Source organism: Bradyrhizobium sp. AZCC 2262 (genome assembly GCF_036924535.1).
In the GTDB taxonomy this organism is placed as follows: Bacteria; Pseudomonadota; Alphaproteobacteria; order Rhizobiales; family Xanthobacteraceae; genus Bradyrhizobium.
On sequence record NZ_JAZHRT010000001.1, the window covers coordinates 8,346,860 to 8,372,590 of the forward strand.

General features: G+C 63.2%; 19 protein-coding genes and 1 pseudogene. 11 read left to right on the plus strand and 9 right to left on the minus strand.

Annotation, left to right across the window (positions count from 1 at the left end):
- The first annotated feature begins 50 nt into the window (after positions 1 to 50).
- The 4 genes and pseudogenes from V1283_RS39175 to V1283_RS39190 all read left to right on the plus strand — a co-directional run bounded on the left by V1283_RS39175 (position 51) and on the right by V1283_RS39190 (position 4,663).
- Positions 51 to 1,400, plus strand: a complete 1,350-nt coding sequence (locus V1283_RS39175) for a polyhydroxyalkanoate depolymerase (protein WP_334391906.1) — start codon at positions 51 to 53, stop codon at positions 1,398 to 1,400.
- A gap of 196 nt (positions 1,401 to 1,596) precedes the next feature.
- A pseudogene (locus V1283_RS39180) lies at positions 1,597 to 2,447 on the plus strand (M48 family metallopeptidase).
- A 272-nt stretch (positions 2,448 to 2,719) separates the two neighbouring features.
- Positions 2,720 to 3,754 (plus strand): amino acid ABC transporter substrate-binding protein, encoded by a 1,035-nt coding sequence (locus V1283_RS39185; RefSeq protein WP_334391907.1) that lies wholly within the window; start codon positions 2,720 to 2,722, stop codon positions 3,752 to 3,754.
- 18 nt (positions 3,755 to 3,772) lie between these two features.
- Positions 3,773 to 4,663, plus strand: coding sequence for a L,D-transpeptidase (locus V1283_RS39190; protein ID WP_334391908.1), 891 nt, complete (start codon positions 3,773 to 3,775; stop codon positions 4,661 to 4,663).
- 40 nt (positions 4,664 to 4,703) lie between these two features.
- On the opposite strand, the gene V1283_RS39195 is transcribed toward V1283_RS39190, so the two are convergent.
- The gene (locus tag V1283_RS39195; RefSeq protein WP_334391909.1) at positions 4,704 to 6,932 is read right to left on the minus strand and encodes a transglycosylase domain-containing protein; all 2,229 of its coding nucleotides are present in this window, start codon (positions 6,930 to 6,932) and stop codon (positions 4,704 to 4,706) included.
- Positions 6,933 to 7,077: 145 nt separating this feature from the next.
- On the opposite strand from V1283_RS39195, the gene V1283_RS39200 reads away from it, so the two are divergent.
- Entirely contained in the window at positions 7,078 to 7,503 is a 426-nt protein-coding gene (locus V1283_RS39200; protein ID WP_334391910.1) for a DUF1330 domain-containing protein, read from the plus strand.
- A gap of 508 nt (positions 7,504 to 8,011) precedes the next feature.
- On the opposite strand, the gene V1283_RS39205 is transcribed toward V1283_RS39200, so the two are convergent.
- The 4 genes from V1283_RS39205 to V1283_RS39220 form a co-directional block, all read right to left on the minus strand.
- Positions 8,012 to 9,175 carry an IS110 family transposase gene (locus V1283_RS39205; protein ID WP_334385105.1) on the minus strand — a complete coding sequence of 388 codons (1,164 nt, stop codon included), beginning with the start codon at positions 9,173 to 9,175 and terminating at the stop codon, positions 8,012 to 8,014.
- A 153-nt stretch (positions 9,176 to 9,328) separates the two neighbouring features.
- Positions 9,329 to 10,555, minus strand: coding sequence for an ABC transporter substrate-binding protein (locus tag V1283_RS39210; protein ID WP_334391911.1), 1,227 nt, complete (start codon positions 10,553 to 10,555; stop codon positions 9,329 to 9,331).
- 307 nt (positions 10,556 to 10,862) lie between these two features.
- Complete coding sequence (locus V1283_RS39215) at positions 10,863 to 12,077, minus strand: ABC transporter substrate-binding protein (RefSeq protein ID WP_442895915.1); 1,215 nt, start codon at positions 12,075 to 12,077, stop codon at positions 10,863 to 10,865.
- A 142-nt stretch (positions 12,078 to 12,219) separates the two neighbouring features.
- A complete protein-coding gene (locus tag V1283_RS39220; RefSeq protein ID WP_334391913.1) occupies positions 12,220 to 12,582 on the minus strand; it encodes a DUF1304 domain-containing protein in 363 nt (120 codons plus the stop codon).
- Positions 12,583 to 12,679: 97 nt separating this feature from the next.
- On the opposite strand from V1283_RS39220, the gene V1283_RS39225 reads away from it, so the two are divergent.
- Entirely contained in the window at positions 12,680 to 13,249 is a 570-nt protein-coding gene (locus tag V1283_RS39225; RefSeq protein WP_334391915.1) for a methylated-DNA--[protein]-cysteine S-methyltransferase, read from the plus strand.
- A gap of 704 nt (positions 13,250 to 13,953) precedes the next feature.
- On the opposite strand, the gene V1283_RS39230 is transcribed toward V1283_RS39225, so the two are convergent.
- The 3 genes from V1283_RS39230 to V1283_RS39240 all read right to left on the minus strand — a co-directional run bounded on the left by V1283_RS39230 (position 13,954) and on the right by V1283_RS39240 (position 16,866).
- On the minus strand, positions 13,954 to 14,343 hold the full coding sequence (locus tag V1283_RS39230; RefSeq protein WP_334391916.1) for a response regulator transcription factor: 390 nt from the start codon (positions 14,341 to 14,343) through the stop codon (positions 13,954 to 13,956).
- A gap of 91 nt (positions 14,344 to 14,434) precedes the next feature.
- A complete protein-coding gene (locus V1283_RS39235; protein WP_334391918.1) occupies positions 14,435 to 15,106 on the minus strand; it encodes a response regulator transcription factor in 672 nt (223 codons plus the stop codon).
- The gene (locus V1283_RS39240) at positions 15,103 to 16,866 is read right to left on the minus strand and encodes a PAS domain-containing sensor histidine kinase (RefSeq protein ID WP_334391919.1); all 1,764 of its coding nucleotides are present in this window, start codon (positions 16,864 to 16,866) and stop codon (positions 15,103 to 15,105) included. Before V1283_RS39240 ends, V1283_RS39235 begins: the two co-directional genes overlap by 4 nt.
- A gap of 403 nt (positions 16,867 to 17,269) precedes the next feature.
- Here V1283_RS39240 and V1283_RS39245 point away from each other — a divergent pair, with 403 nt between their 5' ends.
- The 3 genes from V1283_RS39245 to V1283_RS39260 all read left to right on the plus strand — a co-directional run bounded on the left by V1283_RS39245 (position 17,270) and on the right by V1283_RS39260 (position 20,728).
- Positions 17,270 to 17,551 (plus strand): hypothetical protein, encoded by a 282-nt coding sequence (locus V1283_RS39245; RefSeq protein ID WP_334391920.1) that lies wholly within the window; start codon positions 17,270 to 17,272, stop codon positions 17,549 to 17,551.
- A 217-nt stretch (positions 17,552 to 17,768) separates the two neighbouring features.
- Entirely contained in the window at positions 17,769 to 18,191 is a 423-nt protein-coding gene (locus tag V1283_RS39255) for a BlaI/MecI/CopY family transcriptional regulator (RefSeq protein WP_334391921.1), read from the plus strand.
- Complete coding sequence (locus V1283_RS39260) at positions 18,191 to 20,728, plus strand: M56 family metallopeptidase (RefSeq protein ID WP_334391922.1); 2,538 nt, start codon at positions 18,191 to 18,193, stop codon at positions 20,726 to 20,728. Before V1283_RS39255 ends, V1283_RS39260 begins: the two co-directional genes overlap by 1 nt.
- A gap of 101 nt (positions 20,729 to 20,829) precedes the next feature.
- Here the strand turns inward: V1283_RS39260 and V1283_RS39265 are convergent, their stop codons facing one another.
- The gene (locus V1283_RS39265) at positions 20,830 to 22,776 is read right to left on the minus strand and encodes a serine hydrolase (RefSeq protein ID WP_334391923.1); all 1,947 of its coding nucleotides are present in this window, start codon (positions 22,774 to 22,776) and stop codon (positions 20,830 to 20,832) included.
- Positions 22,777 to 23,001: 225 nt separating this feature from the next.
- Here V1283_RS39265 and V1283_RS39270 point away from each other — a divergent pair, with 225 nt between their 5' ends.
- Both V1283_RS39270 and V1283_RS39275 read left to right on the plus strand, forming a co-directional pair.
- Positions 23,002 to 24,450: a DUF1800 domain-containing protein gene (locus V1283_RS39270; protein WP_334391924.1), complete on the plus strand. Its 1,449-nt coding sequence runs from the start codon at positions 23,002 to 23,004 to the stop codon at positions 24,448 to 24,450.
- 2 nt (positions 24,451 to 24,452) lie between these two features.
- Positions 24,453 to 25,703 carry a DUF1501 domain-containing protein gene (locus V1283_RS39275; RefSeq protein ID WP_334391925.1) on the plus strand — a complete coding sequence of 417 codons (1,251 nt, stop codon included), beginning with the start codon at positions 24,453 to 24,455 and terminating at the stop codon, positions 25,701 to 25,703.
- The last annotated feature ends 28 nt before the right edge of the window (positions 25,704 to 25,731 follow it).

Consider the following 25,731-nt stretch of genomic DNA (forward strand, 5'->3'; position numbering starts at 1 on the left):
TATTACGCATTCTGCACTATGCTGCGGCGCAAACAGAGGTCAGAAGTAAAATGCCGATTGGTGAGTTTGGTGGCGCACCGCCACTGGTGGCAGAAGGCAGTCCGGCGCTTACGACGCCGATGTACTGGATGTACGAACTGGGCCACGCGTCGCTCAACCCGGCGCGCGCCGTGACTGACGCGACCAAGATCCTGTTTCAAAATCCGCTGAATCCCTGGTCGCACACGCAATTCGGCAAATCGATCGCCGCAGCTTGCGAATTGTTCGAACGCACCACCCGCCGTTACGGCAAGCCCGAATGGGGCCTCGACACCACCGAAGTCAACGGCGTCCGCACACCGGTCGAAGTCCGCTCGATCTGGGAAAAGCCGTTCTGCCGCCTGCTGCATTTCGATCGCAAGCTGACCCGGCCGCTGCGCAGCCCCCATCCGCGCGTCCTGATCGTGGCGCCGATGTCCGGCCACTACGCGACGCTTTTGCGCGGTACGGTCGAGGCGTTCCTGCCGACGCATGAAGTCTACATCACCGACTGGTCGGACGCGCGCATGGTCCCTCTCACCGAGGGCCGATTCGATCTCGATGACTATGTCGATTACGTCATCGAGATGCTGCACGTGCTCGGCGGCAACATGCATGTGATCGCGGTGTGCCAGCCTTCGGTGCCCGTGGTGGCGGCGGTGTCCGTGATGGAAGCGGCGCGCGATCCCTTCGTACCGCTGTCGATGACCCTGATGGGCGGCCCGATCGATACCCGCCGCAATCCCACTTCCGTGAACAACCTCGCAGCCGAGCGCGGCATCGAGTGGTTCCGCAACCACGTCATCACCAAGGTGCCATTCCCGCATCCGGGCGTGATGCGCGACGTCTATCCGGGCTTTTTGCAGCTCTCGGGCTTCATCACCATGAACCTCGATCGCCATACCGACGCGCACAAGGCCCTGTTCAACAATCTGGTGAAGGGCGACGGCGACATGGTCGACAAGCACCGCGAATTCTATGACGAGTATCTCGCGGTGATGGATCTGACGGCCGAGTATTACCTGCAGACCGTCGACCTCGTCTTCGTCAAGCACGCGCTGCCCAAGGGTGAGATGACCCATCGCGGCAAGCCGGTCGATCCGTCGCAAATCCGGCGCGTGGCGCTGATGACGGTGGAAGGTGAGAAGGACGACATCTCCGGGCTTGGTCAAACCGAAGCAACGCATGCATTGTGCCCGAATATTCCCGATCATCGCCGCGTGCATTACGTGCAAAAGGGCGTTGGGCACTACGGCGTGTTCAACGGATCGCGATTCCGTTCCGAAATCGTGCCGCGCATCTCCGATTTCATGATGACGTCGGCCAATACCAAGATGTCAGCGGCCAAAACCAAGCCAACATTGGTCCGTGCAGCCGAATAGTGCCCAGGCGGCATCGATTTTGATGCCGCCATAAGTTGCTGAATAGATTCAAACATTCCAGTTTTCGGCCGAATCAAGGGGTGAGTTCAGACTCACTCCTTGGGGCTGTTTTTGACCCCTGGTTCCAGCCAAAATTTTGGGTTCCAACCCCTGCCGGTAGAGGCCAAATGGCCTTCAGCCCCTGTATATTGGGCAAATGATTTGTTTTTGCGCCGGGCGATTTAGATGAGATTCCCTTGGCGGCGGATATGGCAGAATCCGGGCGAACTCCTGCTCCCCGGACTCCAAGACATGGCTACTCGCGCCCTCCTTTATCGGCGGCCCGCCGAACCCGCGACTCTTTTGGTCAAGCACGGCTCGCAAGTCTTTGCGATCAGGCTGCGCCGGCACCGCCGCGCGCGGCGCTACACCTTGCGCATTCACCCAACCGATCGCGAAGCCATCCTGACGATGCCGCCGCGCGGCACTCTGATGGAAGCCAAGGACTTTGCACAGCTTCACGGCGGCTGGATCGCGGCGCGTCTCGGCCGTTTGCCGAAGGCCGCGCCGTTTCAGGCCGGCACTGTCATACCGCTGCGCGGTGTGCCGCACCGGATCGTGCATCGCGCGGGGGCGCGCGGCACGGTGTGGACCGAAACCCGCGACAGCGGCGAGAAGATTCTGTGCGTGGCCGGCGGTTTCGAGCATATGGACCGGCGCGTCCACGATTTTCTCAAGCGCGAAGCGCGGAAAGATCTGCACAAGGCATCGCTCGCCTATGCGGCGGATCTCGGCGTGCGGGTCAGGCGGGTGTCGATCCGCGACCAGTCGAGCCGCTGGGGATCATGCACCTCGGCCGGATCGCTGTCGTATTCCTGGCGATTGATCCTCGCGCCGCCCTATGTGCTGGACTATCTCGCCGCCCATGAAGTGGCCCATCTCGTCGAGATGAACCATTCGCCGCGGTTCTGGCGCGTCGTTGGCCGCATCTGCGACCATGTCGAACGCGCCAAGCGCTGGCTCGACACCCACGGCAACGACCTGCATCGTTACGGGGTCGAGGAATAGGTCATTTTGTCGTCCCTGCGAACGCGGGGACGCATAACCAACGCTGCTCGTTTCGCGAAGACAACCAATCCCGTCGTCTTGGGCCGCGCCCGTATGGGTCCGGCATTTCGCAGGGGGACCACAGAGCAGGGACGACAGGCTGGTTTGCGGGGTTCGGCACCCGCAGCCCACCCACCAGCCGGCCAGGCATTGGTAACCCTTCCAGTTATGTTAGCCTGCGGACGTCCCTTCGGCTGAAGGGCGCCGAAGCCGCCGCCGATCGCGAGATCCAAATGCCTGATTTCAAGAAACGGCCTGTGATTCTCCCGCTCTTCGCATTACTGGCCTTCGTTCTCGCTGGGGGCCTTCCAGCCGGCGCGCAGACGCTGAAGGCGGTCAAGGAACGCGGCACGCTCAATTGCGGCGTCAGCCAGGGGCTACTGGGCTTTTCCAGCATGGACGACAAGAACGCGTGGACCGGCTTCGACGTCGATTTCTGCCGCGCCGTGGCGGCAGCGATTTTCGGCGATCCCGCCAAGGTGACGTTCTTGCCGCTCGATGCGGTCACCCGCTTCGCGGCGCTGCAGTCGAGCCAGATCGATCTATTGTCGCGCAACTCGACGTGGACGATGTCACGGGAAAGTTCGCTCGGCCTGATATTCGCCGGCGTCGCCTATTATGATGGCCAAGGCTTTCTGTTGCGCCGGGAGGCCGGGATCGATACCGCCCTGCAGCTTGCCGGCAAGACGGTTTGCACCCAGACCGGCACCACCAGTGAACTGAATTTGACGGACTATTTCCGGGCCAACGACATGGCACTGAAGGTTCTGTCCCTCGGCACTGCGGAGGAAAGCCTGAAGGCCTATGACGATCGCAAATGCGACGTGCTGACAAGCGATGTTTCGCAGCTCTACGCCGAGCGTCTCAAGCTGACGGCGCCCGACAGCCATCTTATCCTGCCGGAAGTCATTTCGAAGGAGCCGCTCGGGCCGGCGGTGCGGCAAGGCGACGACCAGTGGTTCAACCTGATCAAGTGGACGCTCTATTCATTGATCAATGCCGAGGAACTGGGCGTCAAGACGGCGACGATCGACGATGCGGTGAAATCTCCCAACCCCAACATAAGGCGGCTGGTTGGGACCGAAGGTGAGTTTGGCGAGCAGTTGGGCCTTGCAAAGGATTGGGCCGCGCGTGCCGTCCGCGCGGTCGGCAATTACGGAGAGATCTATGAAAGGAACGTGGGAACGCAGTCCAGGCTCAGCATCCCGCGCGGATTGAATGCGCTCTGGACCCAGGGCGGAATTCAATACGCGCCTCCCGTGAGGTAGATATTCAGGGGTCAGATCATGACCGTGGATTATTATTCGCTGCTGATGAAAGCGGTTGCAGGCAAGGACGCGGTCGCGCGCGACCAGATTTACAAGGACGCCTTCAGCCTGATCGCCCGATCCCACATCACACGGGAGGCCGCCGCATCGCATACCGCCGCGCTTGAGGACGCCGTGCAGCGGATCGAGGATGAAATCGCGGCCGAGGAGGCCAGCACCGCGGCGGCCATCAGCGAAACCTTGTCGACAGGCAGGAACTGGAAGCCCTACGCCATCGGCGCCTGCGCAGTCGCTGCCGTCGTCGCGCTGTCGGCCGTGGTCTACGGCTTCGTCGCAACCAAAGGGCCCGGCATCGTCGCAGCCAGCGTGAAGGCGCCGTCGCCCAAGGCGCAACGCGAGCGCGAAGATGCCGTGATGGCGGACCTGAAGCCGGGCGTCGATGGCGGCTCTTCGGGCGAGGTCCTGCCGTTTGCGCTGCAGCGGCAGGTGGTGTTCTACCGCACCACCGTCGTTCCCGGTTCGATCGTGGTCGATCGGGAAAACCGCTTTCTCTATCTGATCGATGCCAACAATTCCGCACGCCGTTACGGGATCGGAGTTGCACAAGAGTGCCTGAAGGGCGGCAGCCTCGCTCGCGTCATGAACAAGCTTGAATGGCCTGACTGGCGGGCTTCGGGTGCGAACACAAAGGACGCTGACGCGTTGCTCGCGGCGGCCGGCCGTCCCGGCAGTCTCCTCGGCGCACGCGCGCTGTTGCTGGACAAGCCCGGGCTGCTCATTCACGGCACCAATTCGCCCAAGACCATCGGCCATCTGGTCGCGTCCGGATGCATCCGGCTCGTGAACGACGACGTCGAGGATTTGTACCGGCGCGTTTCAGTGGAAACGCGGGTCGTCTTTGCCAGCTAGCCATTCGCTGCCCATCTAAAAGCCACGGGGCAACAGCGCTTTATCGCCCGATCAGCCGGTCCACCAGCCAGCCATCCAGTCCCGCGGCTGCTTCCGGTCGCGCCGACGGATTCGGTGGCGGCGCCGACGTTCGTGCCGGCGGCGGCCGATATCCGCCGCCCTGCGGGACTGGCGCCGGCTGGCTCGGCGCGGCGCTGGCCTGCGACGCGGTCTGGAACAGGTTCGACATGAAGCCGCCGCGTTGCGAGTTCGGCAGGCTCGCCACCGGAACGCCCTGATGCGCCGTGCGCATGAAGCGGGTCCACACTTCCACCGGCAGACCGCCGCCGGTTGCCTTCTTGGTCGGCGAATTGTCGTCATTGCCGAGCCAGACGCCGGTGACGAGGTTCGCCGTGTAGCCGATGAACCAGGCGTCGCGGAAATCCTGGCTGGTGCCGGTCTTGCCGGCGGCCATCCAGCCCGGAATCTCCGCCTTGCGCGCGGTGCCCGAGAGCAGCGTCTCCTGCATCATCCTGTTCATCATCGCGACGTGCTGCGGCTCGATCACTGGGCTGAGCTGGTCGGGCTGCCGCGCATACAGCACCTTGCCTTCATTGGTGCGGATCTTGGTCACGACATGCGGGGAGATGCCGAGCCCGCCATTGGCAAACGGCGCATAGGCGCCGACCAGTTCGATCACGGATACTTCCGAGGTGCCGAGCGCGATCGAGGGATTGGCATCGAGTTTCGATGAAATCCCGAGCCGGTGCGCGGTCCGCACCACGTTCTTCGGTCCGACCTCGAGCCCGAGCCGCACCGCGACCGTGTTGAGCGACATCGCCAGTGCCTGTGTCAGCGTCACCGCGCCGAAATATTCATGGGTGTAGTTCTCAGGTTTCCAGCCCTTGAGATCGAGCGGCGCATCCTGGCGGATCGTTTCCGGCGTCAGGCCGCCTTCGATCGCGGTCAGAAAGATGAACGGTTTGAACGCCGAGCCGGGCTGGCGCTTGGCCGTTACCGCGCGGTTATACTGGCTGTCGGCATAGTTACGCCCGCCCACCATGGCGCGCACCGCGCCCTCGGGCGTCATCGCCACCAGTGCGCCCTGCGTGACGTTGAATTTTACGCTCTTCGCCGCCAGCTCGTCGATAATGGCAGCTTCGGCTGTGCTCTGCAGTTTCGGATCGATCGTGGTCTCGACCACGATGCTCTGGTCGATCTGGCCGACGAGATCGTCGAGCACCTCGCCGATCCAGTCGGCGACGTAATTGACCGTGCCGGCGCCGGCCGGCTTCACATTGTAGGAGGGATGTCCGATCGAGGCCTTGGCCTGGGCGGCGCTGATGAATTTGGCGTCCGCCATCGCGGCAAGCACGATCTGGGCGCGCGCTTCCGCGCCTTCCGGGTTGCGGTTCGGCGCCAGCCGCGACGGCGACTTGACGAGGCCGGCCAGCATCGCGGCCTCCGCGACCGTGACGTGCTTGGCGGATTTGCCGAAATAGCGCTGCGCAGCCGCCTCGACGCCATAGGCGCCGGAGCCGAAATAGACGCGGTTGAGGTAGAGCTCGAGAATTTCGTTCTTGGAGTGCTTGCGTTCCAGCCACAGCGCAAGTTCCACTTCCTGCAGCTTGCGCGCCATGGTGCGTTCCTGGGTCAGGAACAGGTTTTTGGCGAGCTGCTGCGTCAGCGTCGAGCCGCCCTGCGAGACGCCCCGATGCAGGAGGTTGGTGACCGCCGCGCGCGCGATGCCGACGGGATCGACGCCGTAATGCGAATAGAAGCGGCGGTCCTCGATGGCGATGAACGCCTTCGGCAGATAGGGCGGCAGGTCCTTCAGCGCGACATTGGTGCCGGCCATTTCGCCGCGCGAGGCCAGCAGGCTGCCGTCGACGCCGACGATCTGGATGGTTGGCGGCCGCTTTGGAATTTCCAGCGACTGGATCGCTGGCAGATGCGCGCCGACCCAGACCACGACGCCGATGATGGCGATCGCCGCCCACAGGCCGAGCACTGCGCCCCAATAGACCAGCCGGCCGATCTTGATCCGGCCGCGCGATTTCGCGCGCCGCTTGGCGCCGCCCTTGGCCGCGCGCGGCTTGCGCTCGCGCGGCGGCGGATCGTCAACGTCGTCGTCTTCGTCCTTGCGCCTGGGCACTGGTTTCTTCGGTTTGTCGTCGTCAATGGCGGCCGGAATGCGATCGTCGGGAGAGAGGCGCAGGTCGGCGAGCGCTGCAGGAAGCCCAAACAGCGGTTCCTTGCGTCCGCCGCTCTTTTTCCGTCCCCACGCCATGACAAACGCCGTTCACACCCGTCCCGGTGCAGGCTAGCGGGGGCTGTTTAAGGGACGGTTACGGAAAGGTTAATGCGGGATTAGGAGGTGCGGCGGGCCCATATTAGGATGGATGCAAACCACAGCATTCTCAGGGGAAATCTGCATGGGCCACATCGATCCCACCAAGGAAGTGTTCGCGCAATTCAAGGCCAATGACCGGCCGGGTCCCATCCACATGCTCAATCTGGTCCGGCTGCGCGCACAGGCCGCCTATCCCGACGGCCGCAAGGCGACCGGCGCGGAAGCCTACGCGGCCTATGGGCGCGAAAGCGGCCCGGTGTTCGAACGGCTCGGCGGCCGCATCGTCTGGCAGGGCAGGTTCGAGCTGATGCTGATCGGGCCGCAAGACGAGCGCTGGGATCACTGCTTCATCGCCGAATATCCAAGCGTGGCCGCGTTCGCCGAGATGATCCGCGATCCCGTCTACCGCGAAGCGGTCAAGCACCGCCAGGCCGCCGTCGAGGATTCCCGCCTGATCCGGCACGCGGTGCTTCCGGTCGGCAAGACGTTTGGCGAGATACCGAAGTGACAGCAGACGCGCGCTAGTGGTTAGACCCTCATGGTGAGGAGGCGCTCTAGCGCCGTCTCGAACCATGTGGCCCCGCTGGTGCCATTCATCCTTCGAGACGCCGCTGCGCGGCTCCTCAGGATGAGGTCTGGCAGGCGCGAAACACACCTTGCCCACCCTCATATGAGGGCTTTTGAGTCAAGCATCCCGACCGGGGCTTGGATGTGATTTTTTGCATTCGGTGGAGCGGCGGCGCGCGGAGCCATGCGTAGCGCAGCGTGCCGCCGCGGTCGGTGCGCTCAGGAACTGGCTTCCGGCGATTTATGCAGCATCTCACTGCATCACCTCATATCCGGTCGGGCGTTTTGCAGCCCGGTACCCACATTCCGCATGCATGCGGCGAGGAAGCCATGAGGATGAGACCCATCTACGAAGCGGCCTGTTGATTTGGCCCAAGGGTGGCACGGTCATCATCCATTCCGCGCTGACCGCGGCCGACGCCGCGACGCTGACGCGTTGCTTGAAACGTTTACGCCTTCGCGGCCTTGAGCACGGCTCCTTCGGGAACCATGCCGGTTGTGAGGTAGCGCCAGAGCGCCACCATCAGCTTGCGCGCCAAGGCCACGATGGCGATGCGCTTGTTGCGCTTGCTGGCATTGTTGTGGGTGCGGCTGCGGAACCATCGGGTGAGCGCACTCTCCGGCTGATGCCGCAGCCACAGCCAGGCCAGTTCGATCGCGGCGCAGCGGGCGCGTGGATTGCCCGCCTTGCTGATGCCCTGGTCGCGGTCGGTCCCGCCGCTCTGCCATGGACTGGGCGTCAGCCCGAAATAGCTCGCGACCTCACGCCGATTACGAAAGTCCTTGTAGAACACCTCGCTGGTCAGCGTCGTCGCGAACGCCGGACCGAGGCATTTGAGCCGGAGCAACAGTTCGCTGCGCTCGGTCATCTGCGCCGCCGCAGGTGCCGGATCCGCTTGAGCCGACGCCTGTGCGAGTTCCTCGAGCCGTTCGCGCACCAGCATCAGCCGTGCGTGCTCGTGCCTGATCTCCGCCAGCATCCGTGGCGGCACCGCCTGGCCCTGCCAATCCCGCTGCGCCGAAAGCCAGCTCAGCCAGTCACGCCGGCGCGGGTTCCCCACCGCCATGCCCAACAATCGCAGCAGCGCCTTGATCCGGGTGGTGTGCGCGGTTTGCTCCTTGATCAGCCGGCCGCGTTCACGGCTGGTGCGGCGGGCGTCCTCTTGCTCCGGCGCAGGTGCCCGCACGATCCGCACCACCTGCGGCTCACCGCGCAGATACGCCATCAGCGTCCGTAGCATCTTCTCGCCATCGATCCGGTCGGTCTTCACCCGCCGTGCCCGCTGATCCACCGCTATGCTCGCAGGGTCAAACACGTAGTTCGTGATCCCGGCAGCCAGCAGAAGCCGATGCAGCCAGAACCCGTCGTAGCCCGCTTCGTAGCAGCTCACCACCGCCGGAACGGCTCCCAGCGCCCGGGCCGCCCGCTCCCGAACCTGACCGATCAGCGCCAGCAGCGCAGCATGATCGCCGCCCTCCAGCTTGTGACGCGACATCTTGCCTTTGTCCGGACTGTGCAGCGTTACCAGCCAGCTCTTCTGGCTCAGTTCAATCGCAACGAAAATCGTGCCACAATGCCCGGCGGTGGGCGTGTCTACGGTCGATGCTTGCATCTGGCTCTCCGATGGTTCGAGTGTGGAAACCCAAACCTACCGGAAAGGGCACGCTCACCGCCCCATGGAATCTACGACGCCCGAAAAAAATCGGCGGCCCCGAGGGGCCGCCGATCGCTTCGTCCGCCGATCGTTTCGATTGGGTCGACGCGACTAGCCCGCCGGGCCGGCGTCCTCGAGGATCGGGCCGAACATTTCCCAACGCTCGCCGTTGAACCTCATCATCTGCAACTGCTTGTTGACGCGATAGTCGTCCGGCGCGGTGTTGGCGAGGATGCCCGGCAGCGCCAAGTCTAGTTGAACGTTCTTCAGGCTGGTGGCTACCTTCATGACGTTCTCGCGGGTGAGGTTATCGCCGCATTTTTCGAGGACGTAGACCATCAGCTCAGACGTCGAGTAGCCGTAGGAGTTGAAGCTCGAATCCTTGTCGCCGTCGGGATAGTACTTCGCCATGAATTCGAAATACTTCTTCATGCCGGCATCGTCCTTCCAGGTCGGATCGAGCGGATCCTTGCCGTAGTTGACGCTGATCACGCCCTTGGAGGCTTCAAGCCCCGCCGGCTTCATCACGGCGCCGACCGAGGTGGCGTTGATGTCGAGGATGTGCACCGGCTTCCAGTTCAGTTCGTAGATCTTCTTGATCGCCTGCGCCGCCTGCTTGGGCGTCGTCGCCGAGAAGAACAGGTCCGCGCCGGCGTCCTTGATCTTGAGGATCTGTGAATCGATGGTCGGATCGGATACTTCGTAGGAGGCTTCCGCCACGATCATCTTCGCGGCCTTGTCGCCGAGGCCCGCCTTGATGCCATTCAAATAGTCCTTGCCGAGGTCGTCGTTCTGATAGAGCACGCCGATCTTGGCGTTCGGATGTTCCTTGATGATGTACTGGCCGTAGATGCGGCCCTCGACGAAGTAGTTGGGGTTGAAGCCCATCGTCCAGGGGAAGTTCTTCGGATCGGTGAACTTCGACGCGCCGGTCGCGGCGAACAGCTGCGGCACCTTCTTGGAATTGAGATACTTCTGTACCGCGGCGTTCGAAGGCGTGCCGAGGAGCTGGAAGGTGAGCAGCACTTCGTCGCTCTCGACCAGCTTGCGAACCTGTTCGACCGCTTTCGGCGGCGAATAGGCATCGTCATACTGGATCAGGTTGATCTTGCGGCCGTTCACGCCGCCCTTATCGTTGATCATCTTCATATAGGCGGCTTGCGTCTTGCCGATGGTGGCATAGGCGGAAGCCGGTCCGGAGAATGGATTGGTCTGGCCGATCTTGATCTCGGTGTCGCTCGCGCCGGTATCGTATTTTTTCTGCGCGGAAGCCGTCGAGACCGACAGCGCAAGCGCGAGCGCCGTGCCGGTGACCAGATGGAAAATACTTGTCTTCATTATGCTGCGTTCCTCATGTGTTTATGATTGAGCTGATGACCTTGCCGCGGCTTCGTTGGGCCAACAGACGTCATTGCTGCCACAATAGTGGCGGAAGCCATATTGCAATGCAAGACGTAGCTAAGTCGGATGGTTTCCAGGGCAGATCGCTGCGAAGGTAGCAGGTTCCCTATGCACAAAAAGAATCCAGCACGAGAATCCGCCTCGCAATGATGCAGGTCGGGAAATAGGAGCCAAGCCGGCATCAAAACGAAAAACCGGCGTCATCCGGGAGCACGACGCCGGTTCTGCCGATCGATAGCTCTGTTTAACCGGCCGGTCCGGCATCCTCGATGATCGGGCCGAACAGCTCCCAGCGTTCGCCGTTGAACTTCATCATCTGCATCTGCTTGTTGATGCGGTAGTCGGTCGGCGAGGTGTTGGTGACCATGCCGGGCAGCGACAGGCTGCCGGTGGCGTTCTTCAGGCTGGTCGCCTGCTTCATGATGTTTTCGCGGGTGAGATCGTCGCCGCATTGTCGCAGGATATGCACCAGCAGTTCCGCAGTGGAATATCCGTAAATGTTGACCGTGTTTTGCTTGTCGCCTTCAGGATAATATTTGTCCATGAAGGCGAAATAGGCCTTCATGCCGGCATCGTCCTTCCACTGCGGATCGCCCGGATCCTTGCCGTAGGCGGTAGAAATGATGTCCTTGGAATTCTCGAGGCCAGCGGGCTTGAGCGTGGCGGAGATCGGGCTCGCATTGATGTCCAGGATGTGGACCGGCTTCCAGCCGAGGTCGGCAGCCTTCTTGATCGCCTGCGCGGCAAATTTAGGCGTCGAGGCGTCGTAGAGCAGATCGGCGCCTGCGGCCTTCAGCCGGACGATCTGCGAGTCGATGGTCGGATCGGTTAGTTCGTAGGAGGCTTCGGCGACGATCATTGTCGCGGCCTTGCCGCCGAGGGCTTCCTTCAGGCCAGTGATATAATCGCGGCCGAGATCGTCGTTCTGATAGAGGATGCCGATCTTGGCGGTAGGGTGGTTCTTCAGAATGTACTGCCCATAGATGCGCCCTTCGGACTGGTAGTTGGGATTGAAGCCCATCGTCCAGGGAAAGTTCTTGGGATCGGTGAATTTCGATGCGCCGGTCGCGGCCAATAGCTGCGGCACCTTCTTGGCATTGAGATATTTCTGAACGGCGGCGTTCGACGGCGTGCCGATGATCTGGAACGTGAACAGAACCTCGTCACCCTCGACCAGCTTGCGCACCTGCTCGACGGCCTTCGGCGGTGAGTAGGCGTCGTCATACTGAATCAGGTTTAGTTTGCGGCCGTTGATGCCGCCCTGCTCGTTGATCATCTTGAAATAGGCGGCCTGCGTCTTGCCGATGCCGGCATAGGCCGAGGCCGGTCCGGAGAAAGGAACCGTCTGACCGATCTTGATTTCGGTATCGCTCGCACCGGGATCGTATTTCTTCAGCGCGTTGGCGGGCAAGGCCGACACCGCGATCGCAACGGCTGCGCCTGCGAGCCAGTGGAACATGCCGCTTCTCATAAAGAGACCTCCCATATATCGCTCGACGATCGTGTCAGACCATCGGTTCGGATGGCCAGTCGTCATCGTTGCCCGGGAGTTTGGCGGAACGGATTCTGCAATGCAAGGCAGCGCCGGGTAGACGAATTTCCTACGCCAGCCAGAGCAGGATCAGTGCGAGTGTCGCAGGCACCGCCTGCACATAAAGTATCCGTCGGCTCACAGTCGCCGCGCCGTAAACGCCGGCCACGATCACGCACAGCAAAAAGAAAACCTTGATCTGGAACGCGAAGGCCGCATTGGGATGGAGCAGGCCCCAGACGAGTCCCGCGGCCAGGAAGCCGTTATACAAGCCCTGGTTGGCGGCCAGCACCGCCGATTCCGTCGCTTTCTCGATGGAGTTGCGGAAAGTCTTCAGACCCAGCGGCTTGGTCCAGAGAAACATTTCGAGAATGAGAAAATAGATATGCAGCGCAGCCACCACCGCGACCAGAAAATTGGCAATGAAGATCATGTTGCGGTCGCCCAACCGGCTGCGGAATTCGGGTGGACGCTAGCACGCGGCAGGTGAAAAGTGCGGGACGCTTGCGGATATTTTTAAGGGACTGACGATGCCGGAGAGCTTCAACCTCGACCGCCTGCCGACGCCAATCGGGACGGCGCTATTGGTCACCGATGCGGACGGCCTGCTCCGCGCGCTGGACTGGGAGGATTACGAGCCGCGCATGAAGCAGTTGCTGCGCCTGCATTATGACGCGGTGGAGCTCAAGAATGCGCGGGCGCCGCGCGAGCTGCGCGGCGCACTGACCGGCTATTTCAAGGGCGATCTCGACCGCCTCGCCGCGATCGAATGGCGCGTCGCCGGTACGCCATTCCAGCAAAAGGTCTGGAACGCGCTGCCGAAGATCCCGGCCGGCACGACGCTGAGCTACGGCGCGCTCGCCGCGAAGCTTCGGATGCCCAAAGCCGTCCGCGCCGTCGGCCACGCCAACGGCTCCAACCCGATCAGCGTGGTCGTGCCCTGTCACCGCCTGATCGGCGCCAACGGTTCGCTGGTGAAGTATGGCGGCGGACTGGAGCGCAAGCGCTGGCTGTTGCAGCACGAGGGCGCTCCGATTCAAAAAGGGGACGGGTCAATCAAGCAGCGGGGAGGTGTGCTTGAGGACCCGTCACAAGTTTAATCGGTAATGCGCTAGTCGAGGCCTCGTGTGTTTCGCATGTCCCGCACGATATAGATGAACACAAGAATCGTGGGTGCCCAGGCCAGTATCGCGCCCACCATCATCGCATGTACTGTCGTCATGGTCGCTCCTTGGGTATCCGTTCCACCCCCTTGGCTGGATCAGTTTCTTTCCGCGACCGACGGTTCAGGACATTTGTAGAGCCATCTCCAATAGGCCCGGTTGCGCTCCTGCTGCCGCCTGTAGATCTCGCGGCACTTCGCCGAGCAAAACTGCTCGAAGTACCAACTGCGCCGGACCAGCCCGAAGGGCCGCTTGCATTCAGGATTTCCGCAGCAATTCGTCATGACGACGCAGCCTCCGCGTTCGCTCGCCGCATCCAGCGAATGAAGTTCTCCTGGCCTCGATAGAGGCAAAGCCGTCCGCAGTAGTATTCACGCGCAGGATTCAGCGAAATAATTTTGGGATCTTCACTGTCGCACTGGGAACACCGTGGTTCTGTACGCATGGCGACCTCCTTCTGAGGGATTGCCGGTACCGATCAAATTGTGTGCTGCATTTTCTCGGCCCTCGCTAACTCGAGGGGCGCGACGATGCCCGGAGTCTTGCGCCCGTCCCCGGCCGCTATCAACCTGTCTAGATGGTTGGCGGGATCATCCTTACGTATGGCCGGTCCGCAACACATGGGGGCCGACCCATTGGGGTCATTTGCCCGTTGCCACGCCCTTTCCCTTCAGGGCGGCATCGAGGCACGCGATCAAGGCTTCGCCGTCGAAGGGCTTGGTCAGGTAGCAGGTCGCCCCGGCCTTCAGCGCTCGCGCGCGATCGCTCTCGACCGAGAAGGCGGTGACGAAAATGAACGGCAGGCGGTGTCCCCGGGCAAGCAAGTGGGCCTGCAACTCGAGCCCGCTCATGGTCGGCATTCTGACATCCGCGATCACGCACGATGTGTCACCCAGATGGGACGATCGCAAAAACTCCTCGGCCGACGCGAATGTATGGACGGTGTAGCCAAACGATCTCACGAGGTTGTGGGTCGCGGCGCGAACGGAACCATCATCGTCGATGACTGAAATTACCGGTGGGTTGGACACAGCGGTCCTTCCTGGAGACGACCACAGGGTGTCCCTTGCTGCACAGCCGCGGCTGCAGAGTGCGTCCGAAATCAGAGTCGGAGAATCATACTTAGGTTTGCGGCCCGCCGGACGCGGGCCCGATCCCGAGCATCTCGGCCATCCTCACCAGATCGGGCAGCGATTTCGCGGCCATTTTTCGCATGATGTGCCCGCGGTGTATCTTCACGGTGATCTCGGCAATGCCGATTTCGGCGGCAATCTGCTTGTTCATGCGCCCGGCGGTGACCAGAGCCATCACCTCCCGTTCCCGCGGGGTCAGGGTCGCGAACCGCGCATGGAGGCCCGAGAGGACCCTGGCTTCATCGCGGCTGATCCGGTCGCGTTCGATTGCCGTGGTGACGGCATCCAGCATGTCCTGGTCGCGGAATGGCTTGGTCAGGAAGTCGACGGCGCCGGCCTTCATCGCCCTGACCGTCATCGGGATATCGCCGTGGCCCGTCATGAAGATGATCGGAATGCGAATATCGGCCTTCGCCAGTTCGGCCTGAAAGTCGAGGCCGCTCAGGCGCGGCAGCCTGATGTCGAGGATCAGGCAGCTGGCAACGTTCGGAAGCGTGCTCTGCAGAAATTCGTGGGCCGAACCGAACACTTCGACCCGCAAGCCCACCGACCGGAAAAGATTGCTCAGTGCTTCACGCATCGATGCGTCGTCGTCGACAACGAAGACGACCGGTTCCTCGGCGCTTGTGAGGGTGTCACGTGATGCTGGGCGGCCGGTCACGTGCTGTCCTCCCGATGCAATGGCAAGGTGAACTGAAACGTCGCACCGGGGCCGGCATTGCCGGAGGCCGACAGCCGTCCGCCGTGGGCGTTGACGATCGAGCGGCAAATCGACAGGCCCATGCCCATGCCGCTGGATTTGGTGGTGAAGAAGGCGTCGAACAGCCGATCGGCATTCTCGGCGGCGACGCCGACACCGCAGTCGCTCACCGTGACCAGAACCTGGCTTGCCTCGTCCTGTCGCGTCCGGATCACCAGTTCGCGCGGCCGGTCCTTGACCGGCTGCATCGCTTCAATCGCGTTGATGACGAGGTTGAGGATGACCTGCTGCAGCTGGATCCGGTCGGCGAGGACCAGGGGGAGGGTGGGGGCCAGCTCCAGCCGCAGCGCCACCCGGTGGCTGGACAGCTCATGCTGCGCGAGGCCGATGACCTCGTTGACGACCTCGTTGATGTCAAGCGGCGCTTTCTGATCGGCCGTCTTGTTGGCGAGCGCACGGACGCGCTGGATCACTTCACCCGCCCGATTGCCGTCCTTGACGATCGATTGCGCGACGCTGCGCGCTTCTTTCAGGTTGGCAGGCTCGCGGTCGAGCCAGCGCAGGCATGCGGCGGCGTTGGTGACGACGGCGGCGAGCGGCTGGTTCACTTCATGGGCGATCGACGCGGCGAGCTCGCCCAGCGCAGTCACGCGGGTGACGTGCGCGAGGTTCGCCTGCGCCTCATGCAGTTCCGCTTCGGCGCGCCTGCGCGAGGTGACGTCGGTCACCGCCCCGACAAATTCGATCTCGCCCGACGCATCCGTTACCGCATGCGCGGTGGCATGGACGTGTTTGACCGAGCCGTCGGGCATCAGCAATCGATATCCGTGCGCGAAGTCCTTTCCGTCGCGGGACGCGCGGTCGATGGTCTGTTCCACGCGCGCACGATCGTCTGGATGAACGCGCTGAAAGACTGTGGCGTGCCTGATGGAGGGGGCCTTGTCGTAACCAAACATTCTGAATGTTTCTTCCGACCAGATGAGTTCGCCGCTGGCGACGCGCCAGCCGAAGCTGCCGGTGCGGCTCAATCGCTGAGCTTCGGCCAGATACATTTCACTCTGTCGCAGGGCATTTTCAGCCTGCTTGCGCTCGGTGACGTCCTCGCATGCGATCAGCACGATCAATTGATTGTCGACCCGCCGCACGGCCTTGGCGTTTTCGCGAACCCAAAGCGACGAACCGTCCTTGCGAACCTTGCAGATCTCCCAACTGTGGGTTTGGCCGATGTTTTCCAGGCATATGGCAACGTTGCTCTGGGCCGCATGTTGCTCTTCGGCAGGAAAGACTTTCAGCACGGATTGCCCGAGCAATTCGCTGACGGAGTAGCCGAGTTGCGCGGCACCGAATGTGTTGACGGACAGCACGGTGCCGGCGGCGTCGACCATGAAATACATCACCGGGTTGTGTTCGAATACCTCCTTCCATTGCGCTTCGCTGTGACGCTGCGCCTCTATCGCGTGTTGTTCGGCTCGTGCCCGCCCGTGCAGCACGGCTTCCATCTGCCTGCGGGTCGTGCCCACCCGGCGCATCATGATCAGGGAGGCTAGAAGCGAGGCGATGAGCAATACGACGGCAGTCAAGTGAGCGGGGGCCGCCGGCGCGGGACCGAGAACAAGCCAGATGAAAGCTGCCGCGGCCAATGCCAGCACCATGCTGCCCAGCAGCCATTGCTCGGCCGAGCGCCAGGATTTCATGGTCTGGTTACGCATCATCGGCAGCATCGCTCGGCCACTCCAGGCCCCGCTGCGTCGCTAGGTGATCTCTGTCATCAGCGGCGACAACGTCGCCCTCCCAACAGGCCGCATACTAGCAGCTTTTGGACGCCCGAGGATATTCCGGTGATGCGTCCGGGAGTGCGACATGCCGATCACCTGCCGCGATCCCAAACCTAGGTATGATCGTGCCAGCCGAACGTAATGCGTGGATCAACCTTCGTTCAATAGTCCGTCTGGTTTCAATGATGAACTCTGTTGGGTAACCCGATGGCGCTAAAGCTTTCCGGAATTGCCCGCGGGAAAGGTTTTTGCGCAACCTTCAACCGGACGTCTCGTCGGACGCAAACATCTCGTTGCAGTTGTCAAGCCCGTAACCCAGCGCTCGTCGCCCGCAAATTTGGGGATTGATATGCCGAAAGACCGCCTGCACTTGATCCTTTGCTCTGATGACATCGGATCCGAAGCCAAGCGCCGGAGATCCGACCGCAGCTTCCAACCTTCCGTGATCGATGGCGGCAAGCGAGCAATCGCTGTGCCGGCAGGGGACCCATGGCAAGCTCTGCTCGAACTATTCGATCTCGGCCTTCTGGTTTCGCGGGCAAATTATCTTGCCTTCGTGGTGGCGGGTCTGGCGGCTCTCGAGCATCACGGTTGGGCTGATCTTCAAACAGAGCAATCAGACTCGCGATAGCGCGTTTGCTGTGGTCGTTTGGATCGGCGCCGACGGTTCGCCGGTCAAATATGGCGGCGAGGTCGCGCGAAAACGCCGGCTGCTGTCGCATGAGGGCGTGAGTCTCCGCCCGCCGGCCCCGCGAGGCGCGGCCATTCCCCGGTGAATAGAAGTTGCGGATTCCGCCCACGTGTGCGACGTTCTGTAGCATTGAGGCCCGAGATCGCAAGGTAGCACCATGGATGACAGCCTGCCCGAACTGGGCGACCTCGAACGCGAGGTCATGCAACTGGTTTGGGCCAATGGTCCTGTCACGGCCGAGGCCGTCCGCGAGCGGCTTTCACGCCCGTTGAAAGAATCCACCGTCCGCACCGTGCTGCGACGACTGGAAGACAAGGGCTACACCACGCACACCGTGGATGGGCGAACCTATGTCTATCAGGCCGCCGAGCCGCGCGCGCGGGTCGCGGCGAAAGCCGTCCAGCGCATCGTCGACTGGTTCTGCAACGGCTCCGTCGAAGAGGTCCTGGTCGGCATGGTGGACACGGCGATGCTCGACCAGCGCCAGCTGCGCACGCTGGCCGATCAGGTTGCGAAGGCCAAGACAAAAACTGAGATCAAGACCGAGACCAAGACAGAGGCGAAGGGAAGGAGGAGATAATGCTGGCGATTCTGGCGGAGTCGGCGCTGCGCTCCCTGTTGCTCGGAGGCGTCGTGTGGATCGGCTTGAATCTCTTTCGGGTGCGAAATCCGCACATGCACATGACCTCCTGGGCCATGGTGCTGCTGGCGTCGCTGTCGATGCCGCTGTTGATGCATTGGACCACGGTGACCGTCCCTGTGGATGCCTTGCCGGTGCCGGCAGCCGAACATCTGTGGTCTGCTGGTCCATCGAGTGGTCCGTCAGCGGAGCCGCTGCGCGACATGCTTCCGGCCGAGCAGGGCATGACCGCCGCCGCTCGCCCAGCGCCCGTGCAGGCGCTGAATTGGCTGGCGCTGGCCACCCTCGTTTATGCGCTCGTTGCCGGCCTTTTGTTGTCGAGGCTGGCGGTCGGCCTTTATCTGACCTGGCGGCTGACCCGTGCCGCCAAGCCGATGCGCGCGCCCTGGACCGCCGACTGGAGCGTGCGCGTGAGCAGCGTGATCGCCGGGCCCGTCACCTTCGGCTCGACCATTCTGCTTCCGCCGCAATGCTTCGATTGGGATGTGCGCAAGCGCCAAGCCGTGCTCGCCCATGAGGGGGCTCACGTCGCCAACCGTGATTTCTATCTGCTGCTGCTCGCCGCGCTCAATCGTTCGGTGTTCTGGTTCAGCCCGTTCGCGTGGTGGCACCACACCAGGCTGGCCGAACTGGCCGAAATCATCAGTGATGCAAGAGCGCTCGAAGTGGTCGAGGACAGGCTGTCCTACGCCGAGATCCTGCTCGACCTCGTGCAGCACGTTCGGCGGGCGCCGGCGGGAATCGAAATGGCGAGGGCCTGCACGGTGCGCAGCCGGGTAGAGCGCATTCTCGCTGCAACCGCGGCCCCCGCGAAGCTGGGCTGGGGAAAACGCATCGGGACCGCGGCCGTCATCCTGCCGGTCGTCATCGTTTCTGCCGGTTCGATCGCCTATCGCACCGCGCCGATATCTCCGCCGTCGCAAGAGCATTCGGCAGCACCTGCGACGGCCGTGCACAAGCCACAGTCGGTCTCCTTCTATTCATTGGGCCGCGCGTCGATCTTTACCGTCTCCCGGGAGGGCGACGAGTTGTTCGGCCAGGTCAGCGGACAGCGAAAGCTCCGCCTGGCTGCGGCGGGCGATGGCACCTATTCCTATCCGGCGCCGGCCGGCCCGATTCTCGTGGCGGTCGGCGGTGAGCGTCGACAGGCTGGTCCGGTGCTGAGCCAGAATGGCCATGACATCAGCGCCATCAGGGTCGCCGAATTGTCGCCGCAGAACGTCGAGGCCGATGCGGGCCCGCTGGATTCATATTGCGGCTCCTACCATCTGGGGCTTGGCCGCGTGCTCACCATTACTCGCGAGGGTGAACGGCTCTCTGCGCAGGAGACCGGTCGGCCGAAATTCGAGATCGTGGCGCGCGGCATCGATGCCTTTGCCAGCAGCCACGATGATCTGGTTGTTTTCCTGCGTGATGGTCAGGCCAAGGTGACCCAGGTTCTGCTGCACGAGCCGGTGTACGGTGCCCGATTGGCGCCGCGGGTCGCCGCGGCCAGGGCAAAGGTGATCGAGGAAGACTTTTCGCGTCGGATCGCCGCAGCGCCGGATCGATTCAGGGATCAAACCCCGCTGCCGGGCAGCAAGGAGGCAATCCTGCGTGGGATCGATGATATGCAGCGCGGAGCGCCCAATTACGAGCGCATGAGCGCGTCGTTGACGACCAAGATCCGTCGCCAGGCGTCCGAGCTGCAGGCCATGTTCAAGGCGTTCGGCGCGGTGGAATCGATCTTCTTCCGCGGCGTCGGCCCGGGTGGCTACGACATCTATGGCGTGAAGTTCGCCAATGGCGTCGCTGAATTCCGCATCCTGCTGTCGGAGGATGGCAAGGCCGACGATGTCATCTTCCGGCCGGATGGCAACAACAAGCCTGGTGGCGTCCTCGCCTGTTCGGAGGAAGCGGGCCTCAGAGCCACGGCCGAAACCGCGCCGATCAAGGTGCTGATCTACAATGGCAGCGGGAGCGATCTTCAGCTCTTCAAGCTGGACGCGGAGGGCAAACGTGCGGCCTCCGGTACGATCGGCGAGGAAATGACGTTTCCGGTCACGACCTATGTCGACAGTCCATGGGTGATCGCCGATGCAGCGGGGAGGTGTCTGGAGATCGTGCTGCCGGGACAGCAAACGCGCTTTCACACGGTCGAGGCGAACGGCCGGCCGGGCGGCGCAGTGCTGCCACGCACCGTTCCGCTGACCGGCAGTGAAGCGAAGCTGCGCGGATATATCGAGGCCGTTGGCCGCGGCGAGCCGGACTACGATCGCATGACGTCCGAAGTCGCGGCGCAGACGCGCCAGCAGCTTCCCTTCAACCAGGCCATTATCTCGAGGCTCGGTGCCTTGCGCGCGATGTCGTTCCGGGGCGTCTCAGGGCTCGGCAGCGACATCTATATCGTCCAGTTCGCCAATGGTTCGGCGGAGTGGCGGATCGGCCTGGTCAAGGACGGCACGATCGGACGAATTGCGCTGGGTCCGCAGTATTAGTGCAGGGCGCGGACTTCATTCGCGCGCAGCCAAATTCGAATGGATGCGACCTGATGAGGCGAGGTCGTTGGTGGACCTTCGCGCCTCCTCTTCGTGTCCCGTCAGTTGATCCGCTGACCCGTGATCTGCCAGGGCCCTGGATTGAGCACCAGCCGCATCGGTCCTGCCCCGTCGCGCAGAAAGGCAAGGCGGGTGTGGTCGCCGCCATCCACGAAGAATTCGTTGCTCGACATCGGGACGACCGGGGTCGCTGCACCTTTCTCAAAATCGAGGACCGGCAGGTCTCCGCTTGCCTCGATCAGGAGCTTGCCATCCTTGTTGACGACTTGAAGATCGGCAGCTCCTTGTAGTCGGATCTGGACGCGGACGAGCGACACCTCGATCGGTGCGTCCTGCCCCTTGCGTACGACCCTCACGCGAACCCTGGTGTTGACCGGCCCGCGCATCTTCTCGATCGCCTGATTGAGGGAAATGCCTTGGATCGCCACGTCGTCGAGATGTGTGATGATGTCACCTGCCATGATGCCGGCCTTGGCGGCGGGCATGCCCCGGATCGGCGACACCACCTTGACGAGGCCACGTTCGATGGCGATGTCGACGCCAAGGCCGCCGAACTCGCGGGGTACCTGCATGTCGCGTGAGCTGGACGATCCGAGCCGATAGATTCCCGCGTAAGCCGCGAGCGTGTCCGAGTCGATCCTCACCGGGGCTGCGGCAGCGTCCGGGACGCCATGGTCAGGAACGCGGAAGGCTCCGTAGGTGAGGTTGCGAAGCGGGCGCTGGAAAGGACCGCTCCCGCCGGACGCATGGATCATCTGCACGACAACAAGCTGCTCTGTCGGGTCCACCCAGAAATAGGTACCGGATGCGCCCATCCAGCTAAAGCTGCCAACTGATCCGGGCACCAAACTCCACGCGGCATCGCTGCGCACGGCAAAGCCGAGGCCCCAGGTCGAGCCCGCGAGCGGGCCGACGCCACCGCTGGCATAGCCGGCGAAGCGGATGCCGGATGGCAGCGCGTTCGTCGTCATTCGCCTGATAGTTGCGGGCGAGAGGATGCGGACGCCGTCGAGTTCGCCGCCGTTGAGCAGCATCTGGCAGAACCGCAGATAATCGGCGGCCGTCGACACCAGTCCACCCCCACCCGAGAACAGTTTGGTGGGCTTGGTGACATCCGCCAACACGCTGTCGGGCGGACCGATCCAGTTATCTGCGGGCGGATCGACCAGGCGGGACAGCTTGGCTTCAGGCACGTAAAAGCCGGTATCGATCATGCCCAGCGGCTTGAACAGGCGTGCCTCGAGAAATTGATCGAGCGGTTGACCGGAAACAACTTCCATGACACGCCCGAGCACATCGACCGAGTGACCGTAGTCCCAGACCTCGCCCGGTTGATGAGCAAGTGGGAGCTTGGCCAGTTCGGAAACGACGTCGGCAAGAGTCCTGTCGCGGTGAAAGACGCCGGCCTTGTCGTAGAGGTGCTTGTGGTACAGTTGGTCCACCTTCGCGTTACCGACGCCATGGATCATCCCGGCGGTATGGCGCAGCAGATCCTCGACGATCATCGGACGCTTCTCAGGCTCGTATGTGATGTCGGTCTTGCCGGTCGCCGCGTCCCTGGTCTCGACAGCAACTGTCGTGCCCTTGAACTCGGGAAGATACTGGGAGACCGGAGCAGCAAGATCGAGCTTGCCCTCCTCGACCAGCATCATCGCGGCGACACTGGTGACCGGCTTGGTCATCGAGGCGATCCAGAAGATCGCATCGCTCTGAAGCGGGATCGTCTTTGCGCGGTCGCGAAAGCCGACTGCCCGCAGATACGCGACCTTGCCGTTGCGCGCGATCGCCGCAACCGCGCCCGAGAAGGCGCCGGCATCGACCTGCGACTGCTGCCAGGCAGCGATCCGCGCCAGCCGCGATGACGAGAAGCCGAGTGCTTCCGGGTCGCCCACCGGCGCGACGGCGTACGCGAGGGCGGCGGTGGCGAGGCCGAGAGTCACGAGATAGAGAATCGACAATGCCGCGAGTAGCCGATGCAGACGCTTCATTCGGGTATCCCTTTCCGGCCTGGCGAGAGCGATAGGCGGCGGACGCAAAGGAGGGGTCGTTGGACCTTCGGAAGCGTCATCAGTGGCGATATGCTACAATGCGTAACATTGACCATGCGGAAGGTCAATCCGGCGGCCTTACGGCTCTCAATCGGTGCTTGCACCGCAGTCGCCTAAATGTTACGACTCGTAGCACTACAGGATGTCGCATCCTCGGGTATCGCCATGAGCCGTTCTGCAAAGGCTGAAGCGGCGCTGGCCCTCCATCGGTTCGGGATGGGGCCGCGTCCGGGATCGATCGCGGCGATCGAGGCCGACCCGCGCGGCGCGTTGATCGCCGAACTCGATCGTCCCGCGATCAGCGAACTCGCTGCCGCCAATCTGCCTTCGAGCGCCAAGGCCTTTCGCGCGGTGACCGACGCGTTTGCGAAGCGGCAAGCCAAGGCGATCGTCGCCAAGAAAGAACAGGACGCGAAACGCCAGCAGATGGAGGAGGCGTCCGCGATGACGGAAGGCGCCGCGCAGGGTCAGGGTACGGGCGAGATAGCGGCAAAGATGGCCGCCGAAGCCGTCCCCGATCCGGGGCGGCCGATCTATCTCGAAGAGGCGCGGATTCGCGTCGCGGCCGCGCTCGGCGCCGAGATCGGTTTTGTCGAGCGTCTGGTCTGGTTCTGGTCCAATCATTTCTGCGTCTCGGCCGACAAGATCCGCAGCATGTCCGGCGCCTATGAGCGCGAGGCGATCCGTCCTCACGTGCTCGGCCGCTTCACCGACCTGTTGCTGGCCACCGAGGGCCATCCGGCGATGCTGTTCTATCTCGACCAGACGGTCTCGATGGGCGCGAACTCGACAGCCGGAATCAACCGCACCCGCGGGCTGAACGAAAATCTCGCGCGCGAGATTCTGGAGCTGCATACGCTGGGCGTGCGGACCGGCTATACCCAGGATGACGTCATCGGCTTCGCCAACATTCTCACCGGATGGACGCTGGTGCCGCCCGGCGACAATCCCGAGCATGGCGGCGAATTCACCTTCAATCCCCGCCTGCACGAGCCCGGCGCGCAGAAGGTATTGGGAAAGTCCTACGAGGACGAAACGGTGGAGCAGGGACGCGCCGTGCTGCGCGATCTCGCCGCCAATCCTGCGACGGCTTCGCATGTGGCAACCAAGCTGGCCCGCCATTTCGTGGCCGATACGCCGCCGCCTGCGCTGGTGGAGCGGATGGCGAAGGCCTTTCTCGATACCGGCGGCGATCTCAAGCAGGTCACCAAGGTGATGGTCTCGTCCGACGAAGCGTGGACGCAACCGCCGGCCAAACTCAAGCGGCCCGGCGAGTGGGTGGCCGGCATGGTGCGCGCGACCGGGCTCACGCAGGCCGACCCCACGCGGTACACGGATGGACAGGTCCTGCTCGGCGAACCGCTGTGGCGTCCGCCGTCGCCCAAGGGTTTCCCGGACGATGAAGCGTCCTGGATCGACGGCATGGGACGGCGGCTCGACGTCGCCAATAATTTCGCCGAGCGCATCGCAGGCAGGACCGATCCCCGGGAGGTCATCGAGACCGTGCTCGGGTCACAGGTGTCGCCGGAGGTGAAGCAGGCGGTCGGCCGCGCCGAGAGCCGTCAGCAGGCACTCGTGCTGTTGTTCATGTCGACCGAATTCCAGAGGAGGTGAGCATGAATTTTCGCCACCATCTGCCAACTCGCCGCGAGGCGCTGATCGGCGCCGGCAGCCTGTTCGCGTGGAGCCAGATGCCGAGGCTTGCACGCGCCGAGGGTCGTGATCCGCGCATGCTCGTCATTGTGCTCCGGGGCGCGCTCGATGGTCTCGGTGCGGTCGCCCCCGTCGGCGATCCCGACTGGATCGCCCTGCGCGGCGACCGCGCGCTCGTGCTCGACGGCAAGCCGCCGGCGCTGCCGCTCGACGGCTTCTTCGCGCTCAATCCCGCGATGCCGAACCTGCACCGGCTCTACAAGGCGCAGCAAGCGACCATCGTGCATGCGATCGCAACGCCCTATCGCGAGCGCTCGCATTTCGACGGCCAGGACGTTCTCGAAAGCGGCATCGCGCGGCCCGGCGCCGTCGACACCGGCTGGCTCAACCGCGCGCTGGCCGAGTTGGCGTCGGATGGCCGGGTCGATCCGCGCGGCAGCCGCGTCCTTGGCGTGGGCTCCGTGACGCCGCTGGTGGTCCGCGGCCGCGCGCCGGTGCTGTCATGGGTGCCGCAAAAATTGTTGCCGGCCAACGAGGACACCCAGGCCCGGCTGCTTGATCTCTACAAGCATACCGACCCGAAACTGGCCGTCGCGCTCGAGGCAAGGGTGCGTCTGGCGGCGCTTGGCGCCACCGGACCATCGGATGCCGCCATGGTCGACGGTGCTGCGCTTGCGGCTCCCGGCATCGCCGGGGTGCGGGCCTATTTTGCGGAAGCCGCCGGTACCGCGGCCCGCTTTCTCGCCAAGCCCGACGGCCCGCGGGTCGGTGCGGTCGGCTTCATCGGCTGGGACACCCACATCAACGAGGGTGCGGCGTCCGGTCAGCTCGCCAATCTCTTGGGGGCGCTCGACGGCGCGCTGGCGGCCATCGAGACCAACATGGGTGACGCCTGGCGCGAGACAGTGGTCGCCGTCATCACCGAGTTCGGACGCACCGCGCGCATCAACGGCACCAACGGAACCGACCACGGCACCGGCACGGTGGCGTTTCTCGCCGGCGGCGCCTTGCGGGGCGGGCGCGTGGTCGCCGACTGGCCGGGACTGAAGCAAGCCCAGCTCTATGAGGAACGCGACCTCAAACCCACGACCGATCTGCGCGCCGTGCTCAAGGGCCTGCTCCGCGATCATCTGAGAGTCGACGAGCCTGCGCTCGCAAGCACCGTGTTTCCCGACAGCATCGGCGTCGCGCCGATTGCGGGTCTGTTTGGTTAGTCAATCGAGGAGATAAAGCCGTGAAGAG

Coding starts and splice junctions, on each gene's coding strand:
- V1283_RS39175 (WP_334391906.1), top strand. CDS start 51: ATGCCGATTGGTGAGTTTGGTGGCGCACCGCCACTGGTGGCAGAAGGC.
- V1283_RS39185 (WP_334391907.1), top strand. CDS start 2,720: ATGCCTGATTTCAAGAAACGGCCTGTGATTCTCCCGCTCTTCGCATTA.
- V1283_RS39190 (WP_334391908.1), top strand. CDS start 3,773: ATGACCGTGGATTATTATTCGCTGCTGATGAAAGCGGTTGCAGGCAAG.
- V1283_RS39195 (WP_334391909.1), bottom strand. CDS start 6,932: ATGGCGTGGGGACGGAAAAAGAGCGGCGGACGCAAGGAACCGCTGTTT.
- V1283_RS39200 (WP_334391910.1), top strand. CDS start 7,078: ATGGGCCACATCGATCCCACCAAGGAAGTGTTCGCGCAATTCAAGGCC.
- V1283_RS39205 (WP_334385105.1), bottom strand. CDS start 9,175: ATGCAAGCATCGACCGTAGACACGCCCACCGCCGGGCATTGTGGCACG.
- V1283_RS39210 (WP_334391911.1), bottom strand. CDS start 10,555: ATGAAGACAAGTATTTTCCATCTGGTCACCGGCACGGCGCTCGCGCTT.
- V1283_RS39215 (WP_442895915.1), bottom strand. CDS start 12,077: ATGTTCCACTGGCTCGCAGGCGCAGCCGTTGCGATCGCGGTGTCGGCC.
- V1283_RS39220 (WP_334391913.1), bottom strand. CDS start 12,582: ATGATCTTCATTGCCAATTTTCTGGTCGCGGTGGTGGCTGCGCTGCAT.
- V1283_RS39225 (WP_334391915.1), top strand. CDS start 12,680: ATGCCGGAGAGCTTCAACCTCGACCGCCTGCCGACGCCAATCGGGACG.
- V1283_RS39240 (WP_334391919.1), bottom strand. CDS start 16,866: ATGCTGCCGATGATGCGTAACCAGACCATGAAATCCTGGCGCTCGGCC.
- V1283_RS39245 (WP_334391920.1), top strand. CDS start 17,270: ATGCCGAAAGACCGCCTGCACTTGATCCTTTGCTCTGATGACATCGGA.
- V1283_RS39255 (WP_334391921.1), top strand. CDS start 17,769: ATGGATGACAGCCTGCCCGAACTGGGCGACCTCGAACGCGAGGTCATG.
- V1283_RS39260 (WP_334391922.1), top strand. CDS start 18,191: ATGCTGGCGATTCTGGCGGAGTCGGCGCTGCGCTCCCTGTTGCTCGGA.
- V1283_RS39265 (WP_334391923.1), bottom strand. CDS start 22,776: ATGAAGCGTCTGCATCGGCTACTCGCGGCATTGTCGATTCTCTATCTC.
- V1283_RS39270 (WP_334391924.1), top strand. CDS start 23,002: ATGAGCCGTTCTGCAAAGGCTGAAGCGGCGCTGGCCCTCCATCGGTTC.
- V1283_RS39275 (WP_334391925.1), top strand. CDS start 24,453: ATGAATTTTCGCCACCATCTGCCAACTCGCCGCGAGGCGCTGATCGGC.